Origin of the sequence: Streptomyces sp. NBC_01446, from assembly GCF_026340095.1 — a bacterium.
Classification (GTDB): Bacteria; Actinomycetota; Actinomycetes; order Streptomycetales; family Streptomycetaceae; genus Streptomyces; species Streptomyces aureus.
On sequence record NZ_JAPEPO010000001.1, the window covers coordinates 1,210,560 to 1,234,778 of the forward strand.

General features: G+C 72.2%; 25 protein-coding genes. 8 read left to right on the top strand and 17 right to left on the bottom strand.

Features of this window, described 5'->3' with window-relative positions; all coding sequences use genetic code 11:
* Positions 1–9 precede the first annotated feature (9 nt).
* The 3 genes from OG456_RS05405 to OG456_RS05415 all read right to left on the bottom strand — a co-directional run bounded on the left by OG456_RS05405 (position 10) and on the right by OG456_RS05415 (position 2,680).
* Positions 10–1,035 (bottom strand): LLM class F420-dependent oxidoreductase, encoded by a 1,026-nt coding sequence (locus OG456_RS05405; RefSeq protein WP_266557722.1) that lies wholly within the window; start codon positions 1,033–1,035, stop codon positions 10–12.
* Positions 1,035–2,171, bottom strand: coding sequence for a CaiB/BaiF CoA-transferase family protein (locus OG456_RS05410; protein ID WP_323136300.1), 1,137 nt, complete (start codon positions 2,169–2,171; stop codon positions 1,035–1,037). Before OG456_RS05410 ends, OG456_RS05405 begins: the two co-directional genes overlap by 1 nt.
* A gap of 188 nt (positions 2,172–2,359) precedes the next feature.
* Positions 2,360–2,680 carry an MmcQ/YjbR family DNA-binding protein gene (locus OG456_RS05415; protein ID WP_266569064.1) on the bottom strand — a complete coding sequence of 107 codons (321 nt, stop codon included), beginning with the start codon at positions 2,678–2,680 and terminating at the stop codon, positions 2,360–2,362.
* 211 nt (positions 2,681–2,891) lie between these two features.
* On the opposite strand from OG456_RS05415, the gene OG456_RS05420 reads away from it, so the two are divergent.
* Positions 2,892–4,094: a trans-acting enoyl reductase family protein gene (locus OG456_RS05420; RefSeq protein WP_266557724.1), complete on the top strand. Its 1,203-nt coding sequence runs from the start codon at positions 2,892–2,894 to the stop codon at positions 4,092–4,094.
* Between the two features lie 225 nt (positions 4,095–4,319).
* On the opposite strand, the gene OG456_RS05425 is transcribed toward OG456_RS05420, so the two are convergent.
* Entirely contained in the window at positions 4,320–5,024 is a 705-nt protein-coding gene (locus OG456_RS05425) for an endonuclease V (RefSeq protein WP_266557726.1), read from the bottom strand.
* 54 nt (positions 5,025–5,078) lie between these two features.
* On the opposite strand from OG456_RS05425, the gene OG456_RS05430 reads away from it, so the two are divergent.
* Positions 5,079–5,378, top strand: a complete 300-nt coding sequence (locus OG456_RS05430) for a YciI family protein (protein WP_266557728.1) — start codon at positions 5,079–5,081, stop codon at positions 5,376–5,378.
* A gap of 10 nt (positions 5,379–5,388) precedes the next feature.
* On the opposite strand, the gene OG456_RS05435 is transcribed toward OG456_RS05430, so the two are convergent.
* A complete protein-coding gene (locus OG456_RS05435) occupies positions 5,389–6,537 on the bottom strand; it encodes an oxidoreductase (RefSeq protein WP_266557730.1) in 1,149 nt (382 codons plus the stop codon).
* A gap of 248 nt (positions 6,538–6,785) precedes the next feature.
* Between OG456_RS05435 and OG456_RS05440 the strand changes: the two genes are divergently transcribed.
* Entirely contained in the window at positions 6,786–7,202 is a 417-nt protein-coding gene (locus OG456_RS05440) for an SsgA family sporulation/cell division regulator (RefSeq protein ID WP_266557732.1), read from the top strand.
* A gap of 27 nt (positions 7,203–7,229) precedes the next feature.
* Here OG456_RS05440 and OG456_RS05445 read toward each other — a convergent pair whose 3' ends face one another.
* Together OG456_RS05445 and OG456_RS05450 are read right to left on the bottom strand one after the other, a co-directional pair.
* Positions 7,230–8,075, bottom strand: coding sequence for an isocitrate lyase/phosphoenolpyruvate mutase family protein (locus OG456_RS05445; RefSeq protein ID WP_266557734.1), 846 nt, complete (start codon positions 8,073–8,075; stop codon positions 7,230–7,232).
* A gap of 80 nt (positions 8,076–8,155) precedes the next feature.
* Positions 8,156–8,881 carry a GPP34 family phosphoprotein gene (locus OG456_RS05450; protein WP_266557736.1) on the bottom strand — a complete coding sequence of 242 codons (726 nt, stop codon included), beginning with the start codon at positions 8,879–8,881 and terminating at the stop codon, positions 8,156–8,158.
* Positions 8,882–9,185: 304 nt separating this feature from the next.
* Between OG456_RS05450 and OG456_RS05455 the strand changes: the two genes are divergently transcribed.
* From OG456_RS05455 to OG456_RS05465, 3 genes are all read left to right on the top strand, one after another.
* On the top strand, positions 9,186–10,820 hold the full coding sequence (locus tag OG456_RS05455) for an ABC-F family ATP-binding cassette domain-containing protein (RefSeq protein ID WP_266557738.1): 1,635 nt from the start codon (positions 9,186–9,188) through the stop codon (positions 10,818–10,820).
* A gap of 186 nt (positions 10,821–11,006) precedes the next feature.
* Positions 11,007–11,783 carry a dimethylargininase gene (ddaH, locus tag OG456_RS05460; RefSeq protein ID WP_266557740.1) on the top strand — a complete coding sequence of 259 codons (777 nt, stop codon included), beginning with the start codon at positions 11,007–11,009 and terminating at the stop codon, positions 11,781–11,783.
* Between the two features lie 164 nt (positions 11,784–11,947).
* Positions 11,948–12,925, top strand: a complete 978-nt coding sequence (locus OG456_RS05465; RefSeq protein WP_266557742.1) for an acyl-ACP desaturase — start codon at positions 11,948–11,950, stop codon at positions 12,923–12,925.
* Positions 12,926–12,999: 74 nt separating this feature from the next.
* Here OG456_RS05465 and OG456_RS05470 read toward each other — a convergent pair whose 3' ends face one another.
* Positions 13,000–13,248, bottom strand: coding sequence for a WhiB family transcriptional regulator (locus OG456_RS05470; RefSeq protein WP_266557744.1), 249 nt, complete (start codon positions 13,246–13,248; stop codon positions 13,000–13,002).
* A 104-nt stretch (positions 13,249–13,352) separates the two neighbouring features.
* Complete coding sequence (locus OG456_RS05475) at positions 13,353–14,144, bottom strand: VOC family protein (RefSeq protein WP_266557746.1); 792 nt, start codon at positions 14,142–14,144, stop codon at positions 13,353–13,355.
* Between the two features lie 301 nt (positions 14,145–14,445).
* On the opposite strand from OG456_RS05475, the gene OG456_RS05480 reads away from it, so the two are divergent.
* Complete coding sequence (locus OG456_RS05480) at positions 14,446–15,672, top strand: glycoside hydrolase family 64 protein (protein ID WP_266557748.1); 1,227 nt, start codon at positions 14,446–14,448, stop codon at positions 15,670–15,672.
* Between the two features lie 12 nt (positions 15,673–15,684).
* Here the strand turns inward: OG456_RS05480 and OG456_RS05485 are convergent, their stop codons facing one another.
* From OG456_RS05485 to OG456_RS50440, 8 genes are all read right to left on the bottom strand, one after another.
* Complete coding sequence (locus OG456_RS05485; protein ID WP_266557750.1) at positions 15,685–17,274, bottom strand: GMC family oxidoreductase; 1,590 nt, start codon at positions 17,272–17,274, stop codon at positions 15,685–15,687.
* A gap of 95 nt (positions 17,275–17,369) precedes the next feature.
* A complete protein-coding gene (locus OG456_RS05490; RefSeq protein WP_266557752.1) occupies positions 17,370–18,452 on the bottom strand; it encodes an LLM class flavin-dependent oxidoreductase in 1,083 nt (360 codons plus the stop codon).
* 5 nt (positions 18,453–18,457) lie between these two features.
* Positions 18,458–19,324: an ABC transporter substrate-binding protein gene (locus tag OG456_RS05495; RefSeq protein ID WP_266557754.1), complete on the bottom strand. Its 867-nt coding sequence runs from the start codon at positions 19,322–19,324 to the stop codon at positions 18,458–18,460.
* Positions 19,325–20,044 carry an ABC transporter ATP-binding protein gene (locus tag OG456_RS05500; protein WP_266557756.1) on the bottom strand — a complete coding sequence of 240 codons (720 nt, stop codon included), beginning with the start codon at positions 20,042–20,044 and terminating at the stop codon, positions 19,325–19,327.
* Positions 20,041–20,901 (bottom strand): ABC transporter permease, encoded by an 861-nt coding sequence (locus OG456_RS05505; RefSeq protein ID WP_266557758.1) that lies wholly within the window; start codon positions 20,899–20,901, stop codon positions 20,041–20,043. The genes OG456_RS05500 and OG456_RS05505 overlap by 4 nt, the downstream gene beginning before the upstream one ends.
* Positions 20,898–21,896: an NrtA/SsuA/CpmA family ABC transporter substrate-binding protein gene (locus tag OG456_RS05510; protein WP_266557760.1), complete on the bottom strand. Its 999-nt coding sequence runs from the start codon at positions 21,894–21,896 to the stop codon at positions 20,898–20,900. Before OG456_RS05510 ends, OG456_RS05505 begins: the two co-directional genes overlap by 4 nt.
* A 10-nt stretch (positions 21,897–21,906) precedes the next feature.
* Complete coding sequence (locus OG456_RS05515) at positions 21,907–22,953, bottom strand: ABC transporter substrate-binding protein (protein WP_266557762.1); 1,047 nt, start codon at positions 22,951–22,953, stop codon at positions 21,907–21,909.
* A 111-nt stretch (positions 22,954–23,064) separates the two neighbouring features.
* Entirely contained in the window at positions 23,065–23,178 is a 114-nt protein-coding gene (locus tag OG456_RS50440) for a putative leader peptide (protein ID WP_323136301.1), read from the bottom strand.
* Positions 23,179–23,421: 243 nt separating this feature from the next.
* Between OG456_RS50440 and OG456_RS05520 the strand changes: the two genes are divergently transcribed.
* A complete protein-coding gene (locus OG456_RS05520) occupies positions 23,422–24,201 on the top strand; it encodes an IclR family transcriptional regulator (protein ID WP_266557764.1) in 780 nt (259 codons plus the stop codon).
* Positions 24,202–24,219 lie beyond the last annotated feature (18 nt).

Sequence of the window (24,219 nt, forward strand, 5' to 3'; positions counted from 1 at the left end):
TGCCCTCCTCTACAGCCAGCTCTTGACGGTCTCGACCAGCCGGGCGGGCTCGGGGCCGACCGGGATGACGTTCAGCATGGTGACGCCCGCGGCGCGGAAGGCCTCGACACGCTCGCGCACGTAGCTCTCGGGCCCGCACAGGCTCATGAGCTCGCAGAACTCGTCCGGAACGGCGGCCTCCGCCTCCTTCTTCTTCCCGGAGAGGTAGAGCTCCTGGATGAGCTTGGCCTCCTTCTCGTAGCCGTAGGCCACGGCGAGGTCGTTGTAGAAGTTCTTGCCGACCGCGCCCATGCCGCCCACGTACAGGGCGATGTTGGGGCGGGCGAGGTCGCGGGCGGCCGCCGCGTCCTCGCCGATGGCGAGCAGGCCGCCCGCGACGACCTGGAGCGGTCCGAGCTCGGGGGCGCGCTTGGCGGCGCCCTCGGCGAGCGGGGTGCCCCACACCTGGTGGGCCTTCTCCGGGATGAAGAGGGTGGGCAGCCAGCCGTCCGCGATCTCGGCCGTCATCCGGACGTTGGCAGGGCCCAACGAGGCGACGTACAGCGGGACTTCGGGGCGCACGGGCCTGGAAAGGATCTTCAGGGGCTTGCCGAGCCTGCCGCCCTTCTCGGGGGGCAGCGGCATGTCCGTGATGCCGTGGTGGTCGATGACCTCGCGGCGCAGGATGCGCCGGGTCAGCTCGATGGTCTCGCGGGTACGGCCGAGGGGCTTGTCGTACGCCTTCCCGTGCCAGCCCTCGACGACCTGCGGGCCCGACGCGCCCAGGCCGATGACGGCGCGGCCGCCGGAGACGGCGTCGAGTCCGGCGGCGGTCTGGGCGATGAGGGCGGGGGTGCGCGAGTAGACGTTGAGGATCGCGGCACCGATCTTCATGCGCTCGGTGCGGGCGGCGAGATAGCCCATGATCGTGGGCGAGTCGAAGCCGTAGGCCTCCGCGACCCAGACGGCGTCGAGGCCCGCCGACTCGAGCGCGGCGGCGTCGTCGGCCGCCTGCCGGGGGTCGGCTGCGTAGGCGAGGGGTGCGGACAGCTCCATCAGTTCTCTTCCTTCGTCAGGCTCGGTACGTCCCAGTCGCGGGCCACATCGGCGGTGTCGGCGCCCGGCTGCGCGGGGCCGCTGCGGACAGCGGTGGGAGTCACGGAGAAGCGGGGTGCGGGGGCGGGCTGGGTGATGCCGCCGTGGTCGGTGAAGGTGCCGCGCGCGGCCAGGTGGGGGTGGCCGGGCGCCTCCCGCAGGGACAGGACCGGCGCCACGCACGCGTCGGACCCCTCGAACACGGCCGTCCACTCCTCGCGGGTACGGGTCTTGAACCGGGCGGCGACGGCGTCGCGCAGCTCGCCCCAGCGGGCGAGGTCCTTGCGGGCGGGCGCCGTGCCGTCGATGCCGAGGAGCGCGATGAACTCGTCGTAGAACTGCTGCTCAAGGGCGCCGACCGCCATGTACTGGCCGTCGGAGGTCTCGTACGTCCCGTAGAAGGGGCAGCCGCCGTCGAGGAGGTTGCTGCCGCGCCGGTCCTGCCAGCCGCCGGCCGCGAGCATGCCGTGGATCATCGCGGCGAGGTGCGAGGCGCCGTCGACGATGGCGGCGTCCACGACCTGGCCCGCGCCGGTGTCACGCGCGTGGTGGAGGGCGGCGAGGATGCCGACGACGAGGTAGAGCGAGCCGCCCGCGAAGTCACCGACGAGGTTCGCGGGGACGGTCGGCGGCTCGTCCGGCTTGCCGATCATGCCGAGGGTGCCGGTGAGGGCGATGTACGCGATGTCGTGTCCGGCGCGCTGCGCGAGGGGGCCTTCCTGGCCCCAGCCGGTCATGCGTCCGTAGACGAGGCGCGGGTTGCGGGCGTGGCAGGCGTCGGGGCCGACGCCCAGCCGCTCGGCGACCCCGGGGCGGTAGCCCTCGATGAGGACGTCCGCCTTGGCGACGAGGTCGAGGACGCGCGCCGGGCCGTCGTCCGCCTTGAGGTCGATGATCACGGAGCGTTTGTTGCGGTTGGTGATGTCGTACTCGGGGTCGATCGCGAGCCCGGCGCCACCGGGGCGGTCCACGCGCACGACATCGGCGCCCAGGTCGGCGAGGAGCATCGCGGCGAACGGGCCCGGGCCGATGCCCGCCAGTTCGACCACGCGCACCCCGGCGAGCGGGCCGCTGTTCGCCATCCCTGCCACTGCCATCAAGCCCCCAGCACTGTGACACAACTGATGTAACACCAGCGATGCTAAGAACGTGTTCCACTCAGCACAACCCCTGGAGAGCAAGCGCTTAGTAATTTACGACGCGCTGCTGCCGTGTCGCCAGGAGGCGCGTATGGATTCGGGGGCACAGGCGTGAAACGGCACGCCATCACCTCCCGGGGCGACGCTCATCGCGCGTCCAGTTCGGCGACGAGTCTCTTCGTGGCCACCGTCCGATAGCTCTCCTCCACCCAGTCGCAGAGCAGCTCCGCGCCCGGGGCGCCCTTCACCTCCAGGGGGATCTGCACCCAGCCCGCCGTGCCGAGGCCGTATCCGGCGGGCTCGGCGCCGGGAGTCGTGAGCGCGTGCGCGTGGGCCGCCTCGTCCCTGAGCTTGACCGTGAGCCCCATCGGACAGCTGCCGTCGTCCACACCGAGGAACACGAACACCTTCTTGTTCACCTTCGCGACCGTCTCGCCCCAGGGGAAGTCCTCCGTGGCACCCGGCATCCCGAGTGCGAACTCCCGTACGCGCGCCCACGTCTTGAGCGCCCGCTGCGACGGCTTCCTCGGCTCGGCCACGACGACCTCCCGCTCCAGGCGGGGCCCCTGAACCTCCGCTCACCCCTCACGCTAGCCTCGGCCACCGACAACGGCGCGGGGCGCAGGGCTGAGGGGTGTCATGACCAGGCAGGGCAGCGGGCACGGCAAGGATCGGGACATGCGGGACAGGCCCGGCAGAGCCGACAGGACAGGCCGCGAGTACGACATCGTGCTCTTCGGGGCGACCGGGTTCACCGGCGCGCTCACCGCCGAGTATCTGGCGGCACACGCACCCGAGGGGCTGCGGTGGGCCGTCGCGGGGCGCGACACGGGGAAGCTGGAGCGGCTGCGCGAGCGCCTCACCGCGATCGACCCCGCGTGCGCGGTGCTGCCGCTGGTCCGCGCCGACGTCGCCGACCCGGCGTCCCTGCGCGCCCTCGCGGCACGCACGCGCGTGGTGGCCACGACCGTCGGCCCGTACGTCACCTACGGCCAGGACCTCGTGGCCGCGTGTGCCGAGGAGGGCACCGACTACACGGACCTGTGCGGCGAGCCCGAGTTCGTCGACGTCACGTACGTACGGCACGACGCCCGTGCACGGGAGACCGGGGCGCGCCTCGTCCACGCGTGCGGCTTCGACTCGGTCCCGCACGACCTGGGCGTGCACTTCACGGTGGGACAGCTCCCCGAGGGCGTGCCGCTGCGCATCGACGGGTACGTGCGGTCGAACGCGACGTTCTCGGGCGGCACGTTCGCGTCCGCGCTGACGCAGTTCTCGCGGGGCCGGCAGATGCTGGCCGCGCAGCAGGACCGGCGGCGGCACCAGCCGCGTCTCGTCGGCCGCAGGGCGTACGCTCCGACGGGCGCGCCGCGCTACGCCAAGGAGGTCGACGCGTGGGCGCTGCCGCTCCCGACGATCGACCCGCAGGTCGTGCAGCGCTCCGCGCGGGCGCTGGAGCGCTACGGTCCCGACTTCCGCTACCGGCACTACGCGGCGGTGCGGCACCTGCCCGTCGCGTTCGGCGGCGTCGCGGCTACGGGCGCGCTGTTCGCCGCCGCCCAACTGCCGCCCGCGCGCAGGTGGTTGTCGGGACGGCTCAAGCCGGGTGACGGGCCGGACGAGGCGCGGCGCGCGGCGAGCTGGTTCTCGGTGCGCTTCGTGGGCGAGGGCGGCGGCCGCCGCGTGTACACGGAGGTCTCGGGCGGGGACCCCGGCTACGACGAGACGGCGAAGATGCTCGGCGAGTCCGCGATGTGCCTGGCCCTGGACGACCTGCCCGAGACCGCGGGCCAGGTCACCACGGCCGTCGCGATGGGCGACGCCCTGACGACCCGCCTGCGGGATGCGGGAATCGGATTCCGGGTGGCGGCTACGCGATAGGGGCTACGCGCGCGGCGGTGACCAGGCGACAGAACGAGGCCGTCCCCAGCTGGTGACCACGCGCGCGGGGCGCTCTCCGGGGCCTTCGCGAGTGGCTGGTGCGCGTGGCCAGTACGAGTGGCCGGTGCGCGCGCCGCGGCAGCGGGTGGCCGCGACGCGGTAGCGGGTCACCGCGCTCGCGGTCGACGCGCCCTGGGCTTGCTTCGCCGAAGACGCGGCAGGTGGCTACGCGCGCGTGGCGTCCTCCTGGGCCTCCGCCAGCGCTCGCCTGCACAGCGCGTCCGCTCTGCGGGTCGTTTCGGGCTGGCGGTAGTTCGGCGTGAGGCTCAGGGTGTGGGCGCACGCGGTGTCGAGGCTCGTGCGGTGGCCGACGGAGACGTAGACGGGTTTGACGCCGTCGCGGGTGCGCAGGGCCCGGCCGACCTCCAAGTCGCCGTCCAGCAGGGGCGCCGAGCTGCCGCGCGGAGCGTCCGGCTCCTCGTGCGTGAAGGTGAACGGGTTCTTCGCGACGCCGATCGTGGGCAGCCCCGTCAGGACGCCGAGGTGGCTGGCGAGGCCGAAGCGGCGCGGGTGGGCCAGCCCGTACCCGTCGCAGACGACGAGACCGGGGCGGGAGTTGAGCGCCTCCAGGGCGGCGACGACGGTCGGGATCTCCCGGAAGGCCAGCAGGCCCGGCACGTACGGGAAGGAGATCCGGCCGACGGCGGTGGACTCCTCGACGACGTCGAGGGTCGCCGCGTCGAGCACGACGGCCGCCGCGGCGACGAGGTCGCGCTCGTCGTCGTAGGCCACGTCGACACCGGTGACGAATCCGGTGCCGGGCGGGGGCCCCGGCTCGTCGAGGACGACGCGGGCGCGCAGCTCGTCCTGGACCGCGCGGGCGGAGCGTTCGTCGGTGGGCCAGTCGGCGAGGATCTGTTGGTGGCTCATGGTGGCGACCACCATAGGGCGCGGCGCCGGCGGGCCACGGGTAGCCTGGCGATCATGTTTGTACTTGAGCTGACCTACACGGCCCCGGTCGAGCGCGTCGACGCGCTTCACGAAGCGCACCTCGCCTGGCTCGACGAGCAGTACGAAGCCGGTGTCTTCATCGCTTCCGGCCGCAAGAACCCGCGCGACGGCGGGATCATCCTCGCCGTCGGGGACGACCGCGCGCAGATCGAGAAGATCACGGCGGCCGACCCCTTCGTCACCGGCGACGTGTGCGCGTACCGCGTCACGGAGTTCATCGCGAGGAAGACGGCACCCGAACTGGAGCGCTTCCGGCAGCAGTTGGCCGGCTAGACAGCCCCGGTCACCGTTCCAGCCGGGCGACGCGTCCCTTCTCGCCCGACGCCCAGCACGCGCCGTCGTCGGTGCAGTCCGCCGTGTCGTACGAGCCCGTGTCGACGGTGCGCCAGGTGCGGCCCGCGTCGAGCGTGAGGTCGGTCCCTGTCGGGCCGACCGCGAGGGCGCTCGTGCGGCTGTGCGGGAGCCAGGTGACGCCCGAGCGGTAGGCGGGGACGGGTGCGGCGGACGGTGTCCAGGTGCGGCCGCCGTCGCGCGTCGTGGCCGAGGCCCGGAGGGACGCCTGATCCGCGCGGTAGTCACCGCCGACCGCGATGCCGTGCGTGCGGTCGCGAAACGCGAGGCCGAAGACGCCGCGCGCAGGGTCGCCCGCCGGGACCGGGGCGTCGGTCGCCCGCCAGGTCAGGCCACGATCCGACGAGTGCAGCACGCGCGCGCGTGCGGCCCCGCCCGTGGCCAGCCACACGTCGCGCGGACCGGAGCTGACCAGGCACTGGCCGCTCGCCGCGAACCCGGCCTCGCCCTCCTGCGCCGCGGGCATGCCGTCGCTGGGCAGGACGTCCCAGGAGCGTCCTCCGTCGCGCGTGGACAGGATCCGGTACTTGCCGTCGACGGGGTCGCTCATCGCGAGGCCGTGGCGGGCGTCGAAGAACGTCAGGCAGTCGTAGAACGCCTTCGGGTCGGGGTTGCGGAAGGACTCGGTCCAGGTGGCCCCGCCGTCGTCCGTGCGGAACACCCGCGAGGCGTCGCCCTCACCGATAGCGAGGACGACCGCGTGCCGGCTGTCGAAGGCCTCGATGTCGCGGAACTCCAACTCGCCCGCGCCGGGCGGGGACACGTTCCGCCAGTGGGCGCCGCCGTCGGAGGTGCGGAGCACCGTGCCCTTGGTCCCCGCCACCCACGCCGCGTCGCGGCTCACCGCGGCAAGCCCCCGGAACCGCGCGTCCGTGCCGGATGCCTTCAGTGCCCAATGCGGCTTCGCCTGTGCGCGCCCTCCACCGGCCTGCGCACCGGCGGCTTGTGCACCGGCGGCTTGTGCACCGGCGGCTTGTGCACCGGCGGCCTGCGCCGGACCCGCCGGAGCGAACGCGAGGGCGAGTGCCGCCCCGGCCAGCCCCATGGACACCATGCGTCGCGACTTCCCCATGCCCCTCATGGCGGGCGAAGCTAGCCCACTCCCCCGGCCCCGTCCAGATGGCCTGCCGACCGGAACGACGCCTACCGGTGACCGAGGTCACTCACCTTCCTGGGCGGCCCGGTGCACGGATTCCCTCGTTCCGCCGTCTCTTCAAGTGGCGGGGAGTCCTACCCGCCGTCCCACCCGTCGTCCGACATGCCGTCCGACTCGCCGTCCGAGCTGTTGCCCGAACCGCCGTCCGTTCAGCCGTCACAAGGGAGCAGGCGTTGTCCACCGTCATCGAGCAAGCCGTAGAGGCCCGTCTCGTCGCCGCCGCGCCGCGGATGTCGACCATTCCCGCGACGTTGCGCTACGACATGCAGGACCCCTTCGCCGTGCGCATGTCGTTCCCCGCGCCGGCCACGCTCGAAGGCTTCGACGTGAGCTGGACGTTCGCCCGCGAGCTGCTCTCGGCCGGAGTGCGGGAGCCGGCCGGTGCGGGCGACGTCCGGCTACGGCCGTACGGCTTCGACCGCACGGTCCTGGAGTTCCACGCCCACGAAGGCACGGCGATCGTGCACATCCGGACGGGCGAGCTGCGCCGCTTCCTCAGCAGCACGGCGGCGATGGTGCCGGTGGGCGACGAGCATCTGCACGTGGACCTGGACGGCGATCTGGCGGAGCTGATGCGGGACGCGTACTGACCAGCCGACGAGCTCGGCCCCCCGGGCTCAACTCCCGCTGCCGAGGAGGGTGTTGAGCTCCCCGTACTCGAGCCCGCCGGCCAGGCTCCCGTACGTTCCCTCGGTGAGCAGTTCCCGGGCCGCCCTGCGGACGAGGGCGTGCGCGGCCTGCGCGATGCCCCCGCCGACGCTGATCCGGGCCACCCCGAGCGCGGCGAACTCGGGCACGGACGGCGCCCCGGGCCACGCCATCACGTTGAGCGGCCCGTCGACGCCGGCGACGAGCGCCTCCACGGTCACCGGGTCGACGGCTCCGGGCACGAAGATCCCGTCCGCTCCCGCGGCGAGGTAGCCCGCGGCCCGCTCCAGCGTCGTCGCGAGTCGCTCCTCCGGCTCCCCCACGCCCATCAGATACGTGTCGATACGGGCGTTCACGAACAGCGCCACACCCTCCGCGTCCGCCGCCGCCCGGGCCACCGCGATCCGCTCCGCCTGCGCCTGCACGGGCCGCAGCGGGGCGCTCCCGCCGTGCCAGGCGTCCTCGATGTTGACGCCGACCGCTCCGGCGTCGAGGACGGCGCGCACGGTGGCGGCGACGTCCCGGGCCGCGTCGGCGTAACCGCTCTCGATGTCGGCGGTCACCGGTACGTCCACGGCGGCGGCGATCCGCGCGACGGCGTCGAGCGCCTCGTCCCTGCCGAGCCGGTCCCCGTCGGCCACGCCGAGGGCCCAGGACAGCCCGGCGCTGGTGGTGGCGACGGCGGCGGCTCCGGCGTCCGCGACGATGCGGGCGCTCGCGACGTCCCAGGCGTTGGGCAGGACGAGCGGGCGGCCGGCGATGTGCTGCGAACGGAAGGCCACTGCCCGGTCATTGAGGTGCGTACGGTTCGTCATGCCGTAGACCCAACCATCCGGCCCCCGCGCACGGCTGGCGAAAATCCGACACGTACGTGTCACTCCCGCTCAGCCTCTCTTCAGCCCCCGCCCGCCGAGGCCCGCGCCGCCTCCGACGCCTTGACGGCCGCGGCCAGGGCGGCGCGGATGTCGCCCAGGCTCTGGCCCAGCTCGGGGGACAGGCCGCCGGCGCGCGCGGCGAGGTCGTCGAGGCGGTCCTTGTGCGTGCGCCGGGCCTTGCCGGGAATCAGCCGGCGCAGCTTGCCCGTGGCGGCGAGCACCGCGAGGACCGCGTCGTCCTCGTCCACCCGGCCGACCGGCTCGGCGCCCTCCAGCGCGCCCAGCACCTCGGCCCGCAGCACCTCCACGTATCCGGCGCGCGCCAGGCCGTACCGGGTCACGGGGAAGAGCCCGAAGACCCGCTTGCGCTCGGCCGACAGATAGCCCTCGGAGGCGAGTTGACGGCGCACGGTGTCGAGGGTGGCGCCGGAGCGGTAGCCGATCCAGGTACGCCATGAGCGCGGCCTCGACTCCTCTGCGAGTTCCATCAGTTCGTCGAGGACGGGGTCGCCGGTGCGCGCGTCGAAGACCGGGGTGACGACCCCGTCCACGTCGCTGATGATGCGGCGCCGGGCCAGTTCGACGAGTGCGGCGGCGCGGACGGAGAGCGCGAGGTCCGGGGCGCCGGAGACCCTGCCCTTCTCCGTGTCGAAGCCCAGCAGGAAGAGACGGGCGGGCAGCGAGAGCGAGCCGTGGGGCACGGGGGCCTCCTCCTGGAGGGTGGTGGCGGGGGCGCCGGGGTTCAAGATAATTCGTTGACGGCCCACATCCGCCTTCGTACGGTGTTGAGCGTTCCCGTTGATCCTGTTGTCGTCGATCGGAGTAGGACGTTGCTCTTCTGAGGTTCTGAGACACCGCGTCACGCGGCCGCACCCCCTGGTGCGCCACGTGTCCAGCGTGTGCGACCTCGGATGACCGAGCCGTCCTCCTGCCGGAATCCGGTGCAGGACTTTCCTTCGCGCCCCATGCGCTCTCGTTCCTTCCGGCTGTCGTCGCGCGCGGTGTCCCGACACGCCGCCCACCGTTCCCTCCGAGCGACCGCGAGGCCGTATGTCTACCTCCCCCACTTCCGTCACCTGTACCTCCCTCACCTACGCCTGGCCCGACGGCACACGGGTCTTCGACGGCCTTCAGGCCGCGTTCGGCCCCGGCAGGACCGGCCTCATCGGCCTTAACGGTGCCGGAAAATCAACGCTGTTGAAGCTCATCGCCGGGGAACTCGTCCCGACCGACGGCACGGTGAAGGTGGCGGGTGAGATCGGCTACCTGCCGCAGAACGTCACCCTCGAAACCTCGCTCCGTGTGGACGAGGCGCTCGGTATCGCACGCGCCCGGGCCGCGCTGCACGCCATCGAGGCGGGCGACGTACGCGACGAGCACTTCACCGCGGTCGGCGACGACTGGGACGTCGAGGAGCGCGCCGTCGCGACCCTGGACGGGCTCGGCCTGGGCCGCATCGGTCTCGACCGCACCGTCGGCGAGCTCTCGGGAGGCGAGTCCGTACTGATCCGCCTCGCCGCGCTGCTCCTGCGCCGCCCCGACGTCCTGCTGCTCGACGAGCCGACGAACAACCTCGACCTGGCCGCCCGCGGGCGCCTGTACGCGGCGGTCGAGGCGTGGCCGGGCATCATGGTCGTGGTCAGCCACGACCGTGAACTCCTCGAACGGGTGGACCAGATCGCCGATCTGCGTCCGGGCGGCCTCGTCCGCTACGGCGGGAACCTCTCCGCGTACGAGGAGGCGCTCGCGACCGAACAGGAAGCGGCGGAGCGCATGGTGCGGGTCGCCGACGCCGACCTGAAGAAGCAGAAGCGCGAACTGGCGGACGCCCAGGTCAAGTTGTCCCGGCGCAAGCGCTACGGACAGAAGATGTGGGACACCAAGCGCGAGCCCAAGGCGATCATGGCCCAGCGCAAACGGCAGGCCCAGGTCTCCGCGGGCAAGCACCGCCAACTGCACGAGGGCCGGCTCGCCGAGGCGAAGGAGCGGCTCGACGAGGCGGTGGACGCCGTGCGCGACGACGACGAGATCCGCGTCGATCTGCCGCACACGGCGGTGCCGCCCGGCCGCTGCGTCTTCACGCTGAGTCAGCTGCGGATGGCCTACGGGGCGTGCGTGAAGGGCGAGTTCGAGGTGCGCGGACCGGAGCGGATCGCGCTCGTGGGGCGCAACGGTTCGGGCAAGACGACGCTCCTGCGCACGATCGCCGGGGACCTCGATCCCGTTGCGGGCGAGGCGGTGGCGCATGTCCCGCTGCGCTTCCTGCCACAGCGGCTCGACGTGCTCGACGAGGGCCTGACCGTCGCCGAGAACGTGGCGCGGTTCGCTCCCGGGGCGACGAACAACCGCGTCAGGGCGCGCCTCGCCCACTTCCTGTTCAAGGGGGCGCGGGCCGATCAGGCGGCGGCGACTCTCTCGGGCGGCGAGCGGTTCAGGGCGACCCTGGCGGCGCTGATGCTCGCCGAGCCGGCACCCCAGCTGCTGATGCTCGACGAGCCGACGAACAACCTCGACCTGGCGAGCGTCCGGCAGCTGACCACGGCCCTGGAGTCCTACGAGGGCGCGCTGCTCGTGGCGAGCCACGACCTGCCGTTCCTGAAGTCCATCGGGGTCACGCGGACGCTGCTCATGGAGGGAGGCCGGCTCCGGGACATCACGAAGGGGGAGGTCGGATACGGCGGGTAGCCGCGCCGGGGGGCGGCGGGGCGGGAACGGGGTGCGGGCAGGGGATTCCGTCGCCGGGGCCGGGATGTGCATGATGTCCGCGCCGGAACGTCGCGCGCCGGCCCCTCCGAAAAGCCCGCCCAAGTCCGCCCACGAGCCTTCCGAGCCCCCGTGGAAGCGCCGCCCGAGTCCCGAGGAGTGCCGCCCGTGCCCAGCCAGAAGGCCTTGATCCGCCGCCCGGGACCCCGCCTCGCGGACGGGCTCGTCACGCATGTCGAGCGCACGCCCGTCGATCCGGAGCGGGCCCTCACGCAGTGGGAGGCCTACGTCGCGGCGCTGCGGGAGCACGGCTGGGAGACGGTGGAGGTCGGGGCCGCCGACGACTGCCCCGACGCGGTCTTCGTCGAGGACGCGGTGGTCATGTACCGCAACGTCGCGCTGATCACCCGGCCCGGCGCCGCATCCCGGCGCGGGGAGACGGCGGGCGTCGAGGAGGCCGTGACCCGGCTCGGCTGCTCCGTGAACCGGGTGCGGGAACCGGGCACCCTCGACGGCGGCGACGTCCTCAAGGCCGGCGACACGATCTATGTGGGCCGGGGCGGACGCACGAACGCGGACGGCGTGCGGCAGCTGCGGGCCGTGTTCGAGCCGCTCGGGGCGAAGGTCGTCGCCGTACCGGTCAGCAAGGTGCTGCACCTGAAGTCGGCGGTGACGGCCCTGCCCGACGGCACGGTCGTCGGGCACGAGCCGATGGTGGACGTGCCGTCCCTCTTCCTGCGCTTCCTGCCCGTCCCGGAGGAGGCCGGCGCGCATGTGGTGCTCATGGGCGGCGGGAAGCTCCTGATGGCGGCGAGCGCGCCGAGGACTGCGGAGCTCTACTCGGATCTCGGTCTGGAGCCGGTTCTGGTGGACATCGGCGAGTTCGAAAAGCTCGAAGGCTGTGTGACGTGCCTCTCAGTCAGGCTCCGCGAGCTGCACTCCTGAGGCGGAATGAAGCATTGGAGGCCACTGAGACCGGAGGGGTCAGTTCCGGGCGGCCCTTTACAGAGGGTTTAACCTACGGCAACGTAACCTACGACACCGTAGGTACAACCGCTCGTGCCTGCGATTCGTCTCCTCGCACTACTCCCGTCCCCCCTGGAGCCCTCGTGACCATCACCTCTCCCCACCTCGGCAGCTCGTCCTCCACCTGGACCGACGCCCAGCTGCTGTACGCGCTGGAGGAAGTGGTCGAGAAGGAACTGAACCGGCACCTCAAGGTGGCCAAGGACTGGATGCCCCACGAGTACGTGCCGTGGGCCGACGCCCGTAACTTCCCCGGTTTCTTCGAGGACGGCGAGGCCTGGGCGAAGGACCAGTCCAAGGTCACCGAGATCGGCCGGATCGCGCTCGTCGTGAACCTGCTGACCGAGGACAACCTCCCCAGCTACCACCACGAGATCGCCTCCCTCTTCGGCCGCGACGGCGCCTGGGGCACCTGGGTGCACCGCTGGACCGCCGAGGAGGGCCGCCACGGCATCGTGATGCGCGACTACCTGCTGGCCTCCCGCGCCGTCGACCCGGACCAGCTCGAGCAGTTCCGCATGGCGCACATGGCCGAGGGCTTCGAGTCCGACAACCGGCACTCGATGCTGCACTCGGTCGCGTACGTCGCCTTCCAGGAGCTCGCGACCCGCGTCTCGCACCGCAACACCGGCCACCAGTCGGGCGACCCGGTCTGCGACCGCATGCTGGCGCGCATCGCCACCGACGAGAACCTGCACATGGTCTTCTACCGGAACCTGCTCGGCGCGGCCTTCGAGCTCGCCCCCGACCTCACGATGCAGGCCGTGCGCGACGTCGTCGTCAACTTCCGCATGCCCGGACACGGCATGCCCGGCTTCGAGCGCGCCGCCGCCCAGATGGCCATCGGCGAGATCTACAACATGCGCATCCACCACGACGACGTGATCCAGCCCGTGCTGCGCTTCCTGAAGGTCCTGGACATCGACGGGCTCGGCCCGGAGGGTCTCAAGGCCCAGGAGGAGCTCGGTCTGTACATGGGCGGCCTGGACAGCGAGGCCGCCAAGTTCGACGAGAAGCTGGCGGCCCGCAAGGCCCGCATGGTGGCCCGCGCCGCCGGCTGACCCGCCCCCCCCTCACGCAAGCACGCCCCGGGCCACAAGCCCGGGGCGTGCCGCGTCACGGACGTGTGGCCCGCTCACCCGCGACGCAGATGGAGGCGCTCCTTCTCGGAGAGGCCGCCCCAGACGCCGAAGCGTTCGTCGTTGTCGAGCGCGTACTCCAGGCAGGCGGAGCGCATCTCGCACCGGCCGCAGATGCTCTTCGCCTCGCGCACGGAGCTGCCGGGCTCGGGAAAGAAGAAGTCGGCGCCCGTCTGGGCGCACAGCGCCTCGTCCTGCCATGAGGGGACGGGTGCCACGGGGCGCAGCGTGTGGTTCGAGTACATGCCGCTGATCGTGCCGCGTGGCGAAAAACAGACGATCAACGACTGATCAACGCGGCGCGCCGGGCGGATCGCGACCTGTGCCCGCCGGATCGGTCCGACCCGGCTCAGGTCTGGTCCGGGTCCCCCTTGATCACCGCGAAGCGGGCGCCCTGCGGGTCGGTCAGCTTGGCGATGCGGCCGACGCCGGGCAGGTTCGTGGGCGCGAAGCGCACCTTACCGCCGAGCCCCTGGGTCCGGGCGGCGATCGCGTCGACGTCCGGCACATGGAAGTACGGCGACCAGTGCGCCCCGATGTCGGACTCCGAAGGGTCGTCGCCCAGCGTGACCATGCCGCCGAACATGTCGTCCTCGCTCGTGCCGGCCGGGTTCACCGTCACATACGTGCCGCCGGGGAACGACACGTCGAACGTGCCCCAGCCGAGCACCGAGCCGTAGAAGTCCTTCGCCGCTGCGACGTCCGGGGTGTACAGCTCGATCCAGTTGAGCGAGCCGTCGTCGGTGGCGAGATCCAGGCCCTTGTTCCGTCCTGGCTGCCAGAGGCCGAACGTCGCCCCCGCGGGATCGGCGATGACGGCCATGCGGCCCAGGTCCAACACATCCATGGTCTGGAACGGCGCGGATCCGCCGGCCCGCTCGGCTGCCTTCACGGTCGCGTCCGCGTCCTGCGTCTGGAAATAGACGGTCCAGGACGGCGGGCCCTGGTCGGGCGTGACCTGCACACCGCCAGCGACGCTCCTGCCGTCCAGCTGGAACAGGCCGTAGCCGCCGACCTCGGGGCCGCCCGTCTGGAACTGCCAGCCGAAGAGTCCGCTGTAGAAGGAGACGGCGGCGTCGAGATCCGGGGTTCCGAGATCCAGCCAGTTCGGCGAGCCGTCGACGAAACGGGTGGTGAGCATGGTGCCCTCCTCGTTGAGGGTGCCCCCCTTGCAGGGGTCCCGCTGTCTGCCTCACCGAGTCTGGCACCGCCCACTGACAATGGCCGTTCCAAACGCCGCCACCGCCCCGGACGGCCGCCTGGCCGACGCCGAGCCACCGCGGCCATCGCCCGGTCACCGCCCACCCATCGCCTCAGCCACCCCGTCAGCCACCGCCAAGAGTTGAACGGTCCACAGAAATGGGAGCGCTCCCCGTCACAAGTCTTGACCCGTCGCGCCGCACTCGCAACAGTAGGGCTCCCCCACACATCAGGAGTCCTCCGTGATATCGCGCAGACTGTTCCTGACCGGCGCCGCCACGGCCGCCACCGCACTCACCTACCCGGCCTGGGGCAGCGCCCTCAGCCCGGAGGCCAAGGCGGCACCCGCCACCTGCGAACTCGCCCTGCAGAACACGTCGTTGCCCGGCACCGTGCGCGCCTACGTCACCGGCCACGAGCAGGGCACCGACCGCTGGGTGCTGCTCAAGCCCGACGGCGGGGTGTACCACCCCGACTCACCGGCCGCGCCGCAGACCCCGCTGCCCGTCGACTGCGCCATCCCCCTGGGCGCCGCGGGTTCGGCGCCGAAGGTCCTGACGCTCCCTCAGATGTACGGCGCCCGCGTCTACTTCGTACGCGACAACACGCTCGACTTCTTCCTCAACCCGGGCCCCTCGCTCGTCGAGCCGGCCTTCGCGACCTCCGCCGACGCGAACTACGGGAAGACCTGGTCGTTCTGCGAATTCACCTTCAACTCCGACCAGTTGTACGCGAACATCAGCTACGTCGACCTGGTGACCGCCCTGCCCATCGGCCTGACCCTGGAGGGCGACGCCACGCACACCGTCGCGCCGCTCCCGGACGGCGCCGTGGAGAAGATCGCCGCGGATCTCGCGGCCCAGACCGCCAAGGACGGGCAGCCCTGGGACAAGCTCGTCATCCGCGGCGGCGACGGCAAGGTCCTGCGCGTCATCTCGCCGCAGAACCTGATGGCCCCGTACTTCGACCGCCCCGACCAGATGCCGTTCAGGGACGTCTGGGACAGCTACGTCGACCAGGTCTGGGAGAAGTACCGCACGACCGACCTGAAGATCGACCTCCAGGGCGGCCGGGGTGTGTTCACCGGTCGCGTCAGCGGCGACACGCTCACCTTCAACGGCGGGCACAGCTTCCCCAAGCCCGCCTCGAAGGACATCTTCACCTGCAATCACGGCCCGTTCACCAACAACCCGGGCGACCCGGACGACAAGAAGGGCCTCCTCGCCCGTCTCGCCGCCGGGTTCAACCGGAGCATCATGCTGACCCACCCCGAGCAGCCGAACGGCACCACGACGGCCGACTACTACCAGGGCGACGTCACCAACCACTGGTCGCGGGTCGTGCACGCCAACTCGCCCATCGGGTACGCCTTCCCGTACGACGACGTGCGTCCCGACGGGCAGCCCGACGTGTCCGGCGCGGCGCACGACGGGAATCCGCGGCGCTTCACCGTCAGCGTCGGATCGTAGGTCCCGGACGGCTCATGCCCCGGCGTCCTCGCGGATGAGCTCTGCCGCCTTCTCCGCGAGGGCGACGGTCGGGGCGTGGGTGTGGCCGCGGGTGATGCGCGGCATCACTGAGGCGTCGACGACGCGCAGGGCCTCGACGCCCCTGACCCGCAGGCGCGGGTCCGTCACCGAGCTCTCGTCGGCGCCCATGCGGCAGGTGCCGACGGGGTGGTAGAGCGTCTCGGCGCCCGCGCGGATCATCTGCGCGAGCTCCTCGTCGCCGACGGCCCCCGGGTACGGCCCGAGGGGCCCGTCGGTGTACGGGGCGAGCGACTTGGCCGCGAGGAGTTCCTCGGCGCGGCGCACTCCGGCCATCAGCGTGCGCAGGTCCTCGTCGCGGGCGAGATATCCGGGGTCGATCAGGGGCCGCGCCGAGGCGTCCGCCCCGCCCGGGGTGATGCGGCCCTCGCTCGCGGGCTGGAGCAGGACGACGCCGATCGTGATGCCGTGCTCGACGGGCGGGGTGAGCCCGTGGTTGACGAACGGCACCGGCGCGTAGATCAACTCGATGTCGGGGGCGGCCAGTTCGGGGCGTGTCCTGATGAAGGCGACCGCCTCTCCGACGTTCGACGTGAGCGGTCCGCGGCCGGCCAGGAGGAAGCGGCCGACATTGGCGAGGGAGTCCGCGCCGGTGAGGGTGACGGGCCGGGGGCAGCGCATCGTGACGGCGAAGGAGAGATGGTCCTGGAGGTGGCGGCCGACATCGGAGGACTCGACCCGGACGTCGATCCCGGCCTCGGCGAGCTGTTCGGGGTCACCGACGCCCGCCTGCTGGAGCAGTTGCGGTGAACCGATCGCGCCCGCGCTGAGGATCACCTCACGGCGGGCGCGCAGGATGCCGGGGACTCCTTCGGCGACGACGCCGGCCACGCGGGTGCCGTCGAAGTCGAGGCGTGTGACCCGGGCGTCGGTGTGGATGTGCAGGTTGGGCCTGCGCGCGGCAGGTTTCAGATAGCCGTCGGCCGCGCTCCACCGGCGGCCGCGGCGCTGGTTGAGCGGGGTGAGCGCGAAGCCGCCGTGGTCCTCGTGGTTCAGCTCCGGCAGCTCGCGCAGCCCCGCGCCGCGGCAGGCGTCGAGGAAGGCGGACGTCGTCACGTTCGGGTCGCGGGGCGGGGAGATCCACAGCGGGCCCTGGGTGCCGTGCGGGGAGTCTGCGTTCCGGGTGCCCGCCCAGCGTTCGGCGCGCTGGAAGTAGCGCGCGAGCTGGTCGTACGACCACTCCTCGCCGGCCGCCTCGCCCCACGCGTCGTAGTCGTCGCGGTGGCCGCGCACCCACATCATGGCGTTCATCGAGGAGGATCCGCCGAGTGTGTGGCCGCGCGGCCAGTACAGCTCGCGGCCGTCGAGCGCGGACTGCTTGGACGTCGAGTAGTCCCAGTCGTACGGCGTCCTGAACAGCTTCGGGAACGCCGCCGGGATGCGGATCTCGGTTTTGCGGTCGCGCGGGCCCGACTCGACGAGCGCGACGCGCACGGCCGGATCCTCCGACAGCCGCGCGGCCAGCACACAGCCGGCCGACCCGGCCCCGACGATGACGTAGTCGTACCCGCTGTCCTTGCTCAACTCGACTCCAGGTGTCGGTGGTTGGGGCTATGCAGTGATCCCCGCCGTCCCTGGAGGTGTACACCCGCGATGTACTCCTCGATAGGTCCTTCGCACTACCCCCTCACCACCCCCAACGCAGGCAGGACCGTCTCGGCCACCCGGTACGCCTCCTCCAGGAGCGGGTTACCGGACAGGATGAACGTGTCGACGCCCAGGTCCTGGTACTCCTTGAGACGTTCGACGACCTGGGCCGCCGATCCGACGACCGCCGTGCCGGGTCCCGGACGGAACAGGCTCATGCCGGGCCAGAGGTTCGGATGGGTCTCCAGCTCGCGCGCCCTGGCCGGGACGCGGCCGCCGTGCTGGCGGAACTGCCGCTGCCAGCCGACCCCGTCCTCGCCCGCGCGCTCGCCGAGCTGCCGCCGGTACGTGGCCTCGGAGGTGACGTCGAGGAGCCGGTCGGCGGCGGCCCATGCCTCGTCCTCGGTGTCGCGGACGATGAGATGGAGGCGCAGGCCGATGCGCAGGGTGCGACCGTGGACGGCGGCGCGCTCGCGGACGCGGTCGAGCTTCTCCTTGAGCAGGTGGGGAGGCTCGCCCCAGGTGAGGTAGACGTCGACGTGTTCGGCGGCCATCTCGATGCCCGGCGCGGACGAGCCGCCGAACCAGAGCGGGACGTGCGGGTCCTGGACAGGCTTCAGGTCACGGAAGGAGGCGCCGGCGTCTTTGAGGTCGTAGAAGCGGCCCTTGTGGTCGAAGATCTCGCCGGCGGTGAGGCGCTTCACGATCGACCAGTACTCGGCGCTCAGTTCGTAGCGCTCGTCGTGCTCGACGTGGAGGCCGTACTCCTGGAGGGACTTCGTCGAGCCGTTGACGACGTTGAAGCGCAGACGGCCGCCGAAGAGCGTGTCGAAGCTCAGCGCCATCTTCGCGAGGAGCGTCGGCGAGATCAGGCCGGGGTGGACCGCGAGGAGCGGTTTGAACGCCGTGCTTGTCGAGGCCGCGAGCGCGCTGCCCAGGGGCCAGACGTCATACAGGTCCGTGGCCAGCAACGCGCCGGAGAAGCCGAGGCGCTCGACGGTTCCTGCGAGGCCGCTGAGGTAGCCGAGGTCGACCTGCCTTCGGCCTTCCGGCTCCCAGGGGTAGGCGCCCTCGCGCGGGATGATGTACCAGAGGACTTCGGGTGCGGCGGCCATGGCGTTCAGGCCGCCTTTCGCGCCACGGCGTGGGCGACCGTGACGGGGTGCTCGATGAAGCCGGTGCGGTGGAAGATGTCCGCGCCCTGCTGCTGTTCGGCGAGGAACTCGTCCGTGACCGCCTCGATGCGCCACGGCAGCGCGCGCAGTGCGGTCTCCCAGTCGTCGGCGGTGCCGCCCTGGTGCTCGGCGGCGATCTCGGCGGCCTCGCGCGGGTTCTCCTTCGCCCAGTCGTCGGCGCGCTGGAGTGCGCGGGTCAGGGCGTCGATCACCTCGGGGCGCTGCTCGGCCAGGTCGCGGCGGGTGAAGAAGACGGAACGGTCGGAGATGACGTCGCCGGTGCGGACGACGACACGGACGCCTCCGGTGCGCAGGGCGGCGACGAGCTGGGCGCCCTGCGCGACCCAGGCGGTGATCTCGCCGGAGCGCAGCAGCTTCTCGCTGTTCTCGTCGCCGCGGACCGGGGTGATGTGGGAGGCGTACGAGAGTCCCGCGTCGTCCAGGGCCTTGGCGATGAGGTGGGTCTGCCACGAGCCGATGGCGAGGTGGACGGTGCCGCCCTTGAGGTCGGCGACCGTGCGGACCGGGCTGTCCTCCGGGACGAGGAGCGCGCCGTGGTCGGGGCGGGGCGCCGAGACGGCCGTGTAGACGATGTCGTGGCCGGCGGCCTGGGCGGTGACAGGCGGGGTCGACCCGGTGCCGCCGAAGTCGATGACGCCCTGGGTCAGCAGTTCGCCGGTGCGGACGCCGTTGACGTAGGAGTGGAAGACGGCGCTCTCACCGACGGCGGCCAGCTCCTGCTGCGCGAAGTCCAGGCGCGAGAGGTAGTAGAGCGACGGATTGCTGTTGTGGACACCGATGATGACGGTCATTCAGATCACTCCGGATTCTGCGGGGGTGCGGCTGTGGACGCCGAGATCGGCGAGGAGGCGCCGGCGGAGGGCGGCGAAGGCGGGGTCCCCGGGGTCGCGGGGGTGGTCGACGCCGACGGGTTCGTCGGTGACGAGGCGCCCGTCGCGCAGGACGCAGACGCGGTCCGCGAGGCGTACGGCCTCGTCGACGTCGTGGGTGACGAGGAGGACGGCCGGCCGGTGCGCGCGGCAGAGCTCGCCGACCAGGTCCTGCATCTTGAGGCGGGTCAGGGCGTCCAGGGCGGCGAACGGCTCGTCCAGCAGGAGGAGTTCGGGTTCGCGCACGAGGGCCCGGGCGAGCGCGACGCGCTGGGCCTCGCCGCCGGAGAGCGTGGCGGGCCAGGCGTCCGCGTGGCGTTCGAGGCCGACCTCCGACAGGGCCTTGAGTCCGCGTGCGGACTGCCCGCGCGGCAGCGCGACCGTCACGTTGGCGAGGACCTTCTTGGACGGTACGAGGCGTGGTTCCTGGAAGACGATCGTGCGGGCCTCCGGGACGAGGACTTCTCCCCCGTCGGCCCCGTCGAGCGCGCCGAGGATGCGCAGGAGCGTCGTCTTGCCGCTGCCGCTGGCGCCGAGCAGGGCGACGAACTCGCCCCGGTGGATGGTGAGATCGAGCCCGTCGAGGACGGCGCGGTCACCGAAGGCGCGGCGCAGGCCGGTGATGCTGACCGCTGTGCTCATCGGGCGGCCCCCTGTACGGCGCGGCGCCACGGCATGAGTCCGCGTTCGAGGAGCCGTACGACCCCGTCGGCGATCAGGCCGAGCAGGCCGTAGACGAGGATGCAGACGGCCAGGATGTCGGTGCGCGCGTAGCTCTGCGCCTGGGACATGAGGTAGCCGATGCCGGCCGTGGCGTTGATCTCCTCGGCGGCGATGAGCGCGATGACGCTGAGGGTCATCGACAGGCGCAGGCCCGCGAGCAGCGACGGCAGGGCGCCGGGCAGGACGACCTCCCCGACGATGCCGAGCCTGCTCATGCCGAAGCTGCGCATGGCCTCGACGAGTTTGCGGTCGGTGTTGCGGACGCCGCTGGACGTGGAGACGTACATGGGGAAGGTGGTGGCGACGGCGATGAGGAGGATCTTCGCGGTCTCGTTGATGCCGAACCAGACCATGAACAGCGGCACGAGGGACAGGAACGGGATGGTGCGCAGGGTCTGCAGGGAGGAGTCGAGGAGCTCGTCCCCCAGCCGCGTGAAGCCGGTCGTGATGCCGAGGGTGAGGCCGGTGACGAGCCCGAGGGCGAGGCCGAGTCCGGAGCGGGTGAGGGAGGTCGTGAGCGCGTCGGGCAGCTGGCCGTTCCCCCACAACTCACCGACCGCATCGACGACTTGGGGTGGTGAGGCGAGGACATCGGGAGTCAGCAGGCCCGTCGCGGACGCCACCCACCACAAAACGAGGAGGACGACAGGCCCGAGGGCCCTCACGGTGACGGAGTAGGCGCGGGGACGGTGCCTGCCGGACGGCGGGCGCGGGGTGACGAGACCGTGCGGTGCCGCCTGTTCCGTGCTCCGCGCCCGCCGGTCGGTGAGCGTCACGACATCTTCTCCACGTCGATGAGGTGTGCCGCGACATCGACCTTCGTCTTGGTCACCTTCTGATCGGCGTAGAACCGGGCGACCTCCTCGAAGCGCTTGATGTCGGCGTCGGTGATCGGCTCGACGGTGCCGCCCTCGGCGGTGAACCCGGTCTGGATGCGCCTGGCTTCACCGGTTACGGCCTGCGGTCCGGCGTCGGTGTTCACGTTCAGATAGGCGGCCGGGTCCTTCTTCTCCTTGACACTGCCCTCGTGGAGGTAGGCGTAGAGCGCCTTGACGACCTCGGGGTGCTTGTCGGCGAAGCCCGTACGGACGGCGTTCAGGCTGTAGTTGTCGGAGCCGATCTCCTTGCCGTCGGCGATGAACTCCGCTTTCCCGCTGCCGAGTTCGGCCACCGCGTACGTCGACCAGACCGCCCAGGCGTCGACCTTGCCGGTGTTGAAGACGGCGGCGGTCTGGTCGGGGCGGAGGTAGACGCGCTCGACCTTGCCGGCCGGGATGTGGTGGTCGGCCAGGGCCTTGAGGAGCAGGTACTCGCCGGTGCCGCCCTGATTGACGGCGACCTTCTTGCCGACGAGGTCCTCGATCTTCTCGATCCCGGAGCCCTTCTTGGCGAGGATGCCCTCGCCGACCGGGTCGGGGGCCGTAGCGGTGAAGAACTTGAAGCCGGGGGTCTGGGCGAGCGAGGTGATGCCCGAGGTGATCGAGCCGGTCGCGATGTCGAGCTGGTCAGCGTTCATCGCCTGAGCCGCGGGAGCGAACGGACCGGCGCTGCCCGTCCATTCGACCTTGGCGTGCACCGTGGCGAGCGCCTTGGCGAGGGAGCCGTCCTTCTTGCCGAGGGCGAGGACTCCGGAGTTCCCGGGGTCGGGGATGCGGACGGTGACCTCGGCCGCAGCGCCGGAACCGGAGTCCGCCTCGGACGTGCCGCAGCCGGCGACGGCCGTGAGCGCGGCGAGTGCGGCGAGCGCCGACAGGGTCTTCGGGATACGCATGACGGGGTCCTTAGAGGGCGGGCCGGCTGGAGGCGGGCGGGGTGGGGTGGAGGAGGCGGGCGCGGTGCAGCGGAGCGGGGTCGGCCCAGTCCCGTACGTCGACGGGCTCGGGCAGGAAGCCGTGGGCGTGCAGGGCCGCCGACTGCTGGGCGAGCAGGGCGAGGCGGTCCTCGGAGAGGTCGGGGTGCAGGGTGCGGTGGGTGCCGGTGCGGTAGGCGCCGGCAACGCCCTCGGCGCCCGCGCCGGTCTCGGCGCCGAGGATGCGTGCCACGTCGTCGGGCCGGTCCGCGGCCCAGTCGGCGGCGCGCAGGAGCACGGCGAGGAACCGGTCGACGAGGTCCGGGTGGTCGTCGAGGAGACGGCGGTGGACGGTGATGGGCCGCGGTGTGCCGTTGTTCACGCGGTGCCTACGGTCGGGCAACTCGTCTAGTTCCAGGGCGACTTCGGCTCCGATCCGGCGGGCCGCCTCGACGGAGAGCGCTCCCTTGACGTAGACGGCGTCGACGTCGCCGCGCTGGAGAGCGGCGAGTTCCGCGGCCCACTGTCCGGTGTGCCCCTCTGCGGGCACGTCTACGAGGATGGCGTCGTCGAGGCCGAGCCCCGCCGAGGCGAGCGCGCCCTCGAAGCCGCGCAGGGCCATCGCCCGCCAGAAGTCGATGGCGACGCGGTGGCGGGGCGCGGCGATGCGCAGGCCCCGCAGCGCGGCGGCGCCCCTGATGCCCGAGCCGGGCGCGACCAGGATCGTCTGGCGCTCCTCGATCCAGGTGAGGCCGACGAGTCGTGTCTCCTCGCCGCGCGAACGGGCCCACAGGGCGGGGACGTTGCCGCCCTCGCGGAAGAGGCCGGGCAGCGCGTGCGTGTAGTGCGTGCGGCGGTCGACATCCCGGTCGGCGTCCTGAAGGGACCGTACGGCGATGCCGTCCGGCGCGAACTCGGCGGTGAGCCACTGCTGGTCGGCGGCGATACCGGTCGCGGTGGGCACGGGACAGCGGGTGAACCAGAGGGTGTCCGGGACGGCGGTCGTGGCGGTCGACGTCCGGGCGTGGGCATGCGTCATGGCGGGTTCCCGGGGTGGAGAGGCATGGAGGCGGGGAGCGCGGGCCGCGGCGGCGTGCGGGCGCCGCGCGGGGAGGCAGGCTCGCGGTCCTGCCGGTGAGGGTCTGCGGTGTCAGCGACAGGTGGCGCTGGACACGCGCGCCAGGTCGATGTGCCGGCGCAGCGTGAACAGGGACGCGACCAGGGGCGGGGCGAGCGCGGCGGCGCGGCGAAGGCGACCGGTCATGGCTCTGCTCCCCTCTGCGTTCGTGCGGTCCGTGCTCGTGGCGCGGTGGTGACGGGTGCACAGTGGCACGCCGTCGGCCGGACCGGCAAGCCGCTTCCCATCATGTGGGAACGAGCGTGAACGGAGTGTTTCTGATAGCCATTTGGGTCCGCCACGACTGCCGTTGGGGCCCGTCGAGGCTGCCGTAATGTGGGAACCCGGAGCCCGAGCACATGCACGTACGACCCGTAGGGAGCCCCCACCGTGACCGCCCCCACCGCGCCCCGCACTCCCGGCGGCGCGCAGGCAGTTCAGCGCGCTCTGGACGTCCTGCACTGCTTCCACGACAACGGGCCCGACCTCAGCGCGTCCGACCTGGCGCGCCGCCTCACCCTGCCCGTCTCCACCGCGCACCGTCTCGCCCGCACCCTCCTGGGCGCGGGCTTCCTCGAGCAGGACTTCCGTACGGCGCGCTACCGGCTCGGCCCGGCCGTGACGGAGCTCGGGCGGCTCTCCTACCACCAGCGCGGGCTGCACCTCGCCGCTCCGGAACTGGCCGATCTGGCCGAGCGCACCGGCGCGACCGCGGATCTGGCGCTGCGCAGCGGGCCGCACGCCGTGATCGTGGCGGGCGGCTCGGTCACGCCGAAGGTCGGCCTGCGGCGGCCGCTGCACTCCACGGCACTGGGCAAGGTGCTGCTCGCCTGGGGGCGGCCCGGGGGGTCGGACCTCGACTCGCTGCCGCCGCTGCGCGCCTTCACCGACCGCACGATCGTCGAACCGGCCGCGCTGGCAGCCGAGTTGGAGCGCGTGCGGAGCGAGGCGTACGCGCTCAACGACGGGGAGTCGGCGCACGGCGTGCGCACCCTGGCCGTGCCGGTTCTCGACCGTGCGGGGCACGCCCGGTTCGCCCTCGCGGTCCGGGCGACGCCCGAGCTGATCACGGACGGGCGCACCGAGTGGTTCCTCGACCGGGCGCGGACCTGCGCCCGCGCCCTGGAGGTGCTGCTGCTGCCGCCCGGGGAGCGCCGGCAGGACCAGTAGGCACAGCGCGGTGTGCCT

What these genes read in the sequence shown, in the direction of transcription:
- OG456_RS05405 (WP_266557722.1), bottom strand. Translation starts at nt 1,035, where the DNA reads ATGGAGCTGTCCGCACCCCTCGCCTACGCAGCCGACCCCCGGCAGGCG.
- OG456_RS05410 (WP_323136300.1), bottom strand. Translation starts at nt 2,171, where the DNA reads ATGGCAGTGGCAGGGATGGCGAACAGCGGCCCGCTCGCCGGGGTGCGC.
- OG456_RS05415 (WP_266569064.1), bottom strand. Translation starts at nt 2,680, where the DNA reads ATGCCGGGTGCCACGGAGGACTTCCCCTGGGGCGAGACGGTCGCGAAG.
- OG456_RS05420 (WP_266557724.1), top strand. Translation starts at nt 2,892, where the DNA reads ATGCGGGACAGGCCCGGCAGAGCCGACAGGACAGGCCGCGAGTACGAC.
- OG456_RS05425 (WP_266557726.1), bottom strand. Translation starts at nt 5,024, where the DNA reads ATGAGCCACCAACAGATCCTCGCCGACTGGCCCACCGACGAACGCTCC.
- OG456_RS05430 (WP_266557728.1), top strand. Translation starts at nt 5,079, where the DNA reads ATGTTTGTACTTGAGCTGACCTACACGGCCCCGGTCGAGCGCGTCGAC.
- OG456_RS05435 (WP_266557730.1), bottom strand. Translation starts at nt 6,537, where the DNA reads ATGAGGGGCATGGGGAAGTCGCGACGCATGGTGTCCATGGGGCTGGCC.
- OG456_RS05445 (WP_266557734.1), bottom strand. Translation starts at nt 8,075, where the DNA reads ATGACGAACCGTACGCACCTCAATGACCGGGCAGTGGCCTTCCGTTCG.
- OG456_RS05455 (WP_266557738.1), top strand. Translation starts at nt 9,186, where the DNA reads ATGTCTACCTCCCCCACTTCCGTCACCTGTACCTCCCTCACCTACGCC.
- OG456_RS05470 (WP_266557744.1), bottom strand. Translation starts at nt 13,248, where the DNA reads ATGTACTCGAACCACACGCTGCGCCCCGTGGCACCCGTCCCCTCATGG.
- OG456_RS05475 (WP_266557746.1), bottom strand. Translation starts at nt 14,144, where the DNA reads ATGCTCACCACCCGTTTCGTCGACGGCTCGCCGAACTGGCTGGATCTC.
- OG456_RS05490 (WP_266557752.1), bottom strand. Translation starts at nt 18,452, where the DNA reads ATGGCCGCCGCACCCGAAGTCCTCTGGTACATCATCCCGCGCGAGGGC.
- OG456_RS05495 (WP_266557754.1), bottom strand. Translation starts at nt 19,324, where the DNA reads ATGACCGTCATCATCGGTGTCCACAACAGCAATCCGTCGCTCTACTAC.
- OG456_RS05500 (WP_266557756.1), bottom strand. Translation starts at nt 20,044, where the DNA reads ATGAGCACAGCGGTCAGCATCACCGGCCTGCGCCGCGCCTTCGGTGAC.
- OG456_RS05510 (WP_266557760.1), bottom strand. Translation starts at nt 21,896, where the DNA reads ATGCGTATCCCGAAGACCCTGTCGGCGCTCGCCGCACTCGCCGCGCTC.
- OG456_RS05515 (WP_266557762.1), bottom strand. Translation starts at nt 22,953, where the DNA reads ATGACGCATGCCCACGCCCGGACGTCGACCGCCACGACCGCCGTCCCG.
- OG456_RS50440 (WP_323136301.1), bottom strand. Translation starts at nt 23,178, where the DNA reads ATGACCGGTCGCCTTCGCCGCGCCGCCGCGCTCGCCCCGCCCCTGGTC.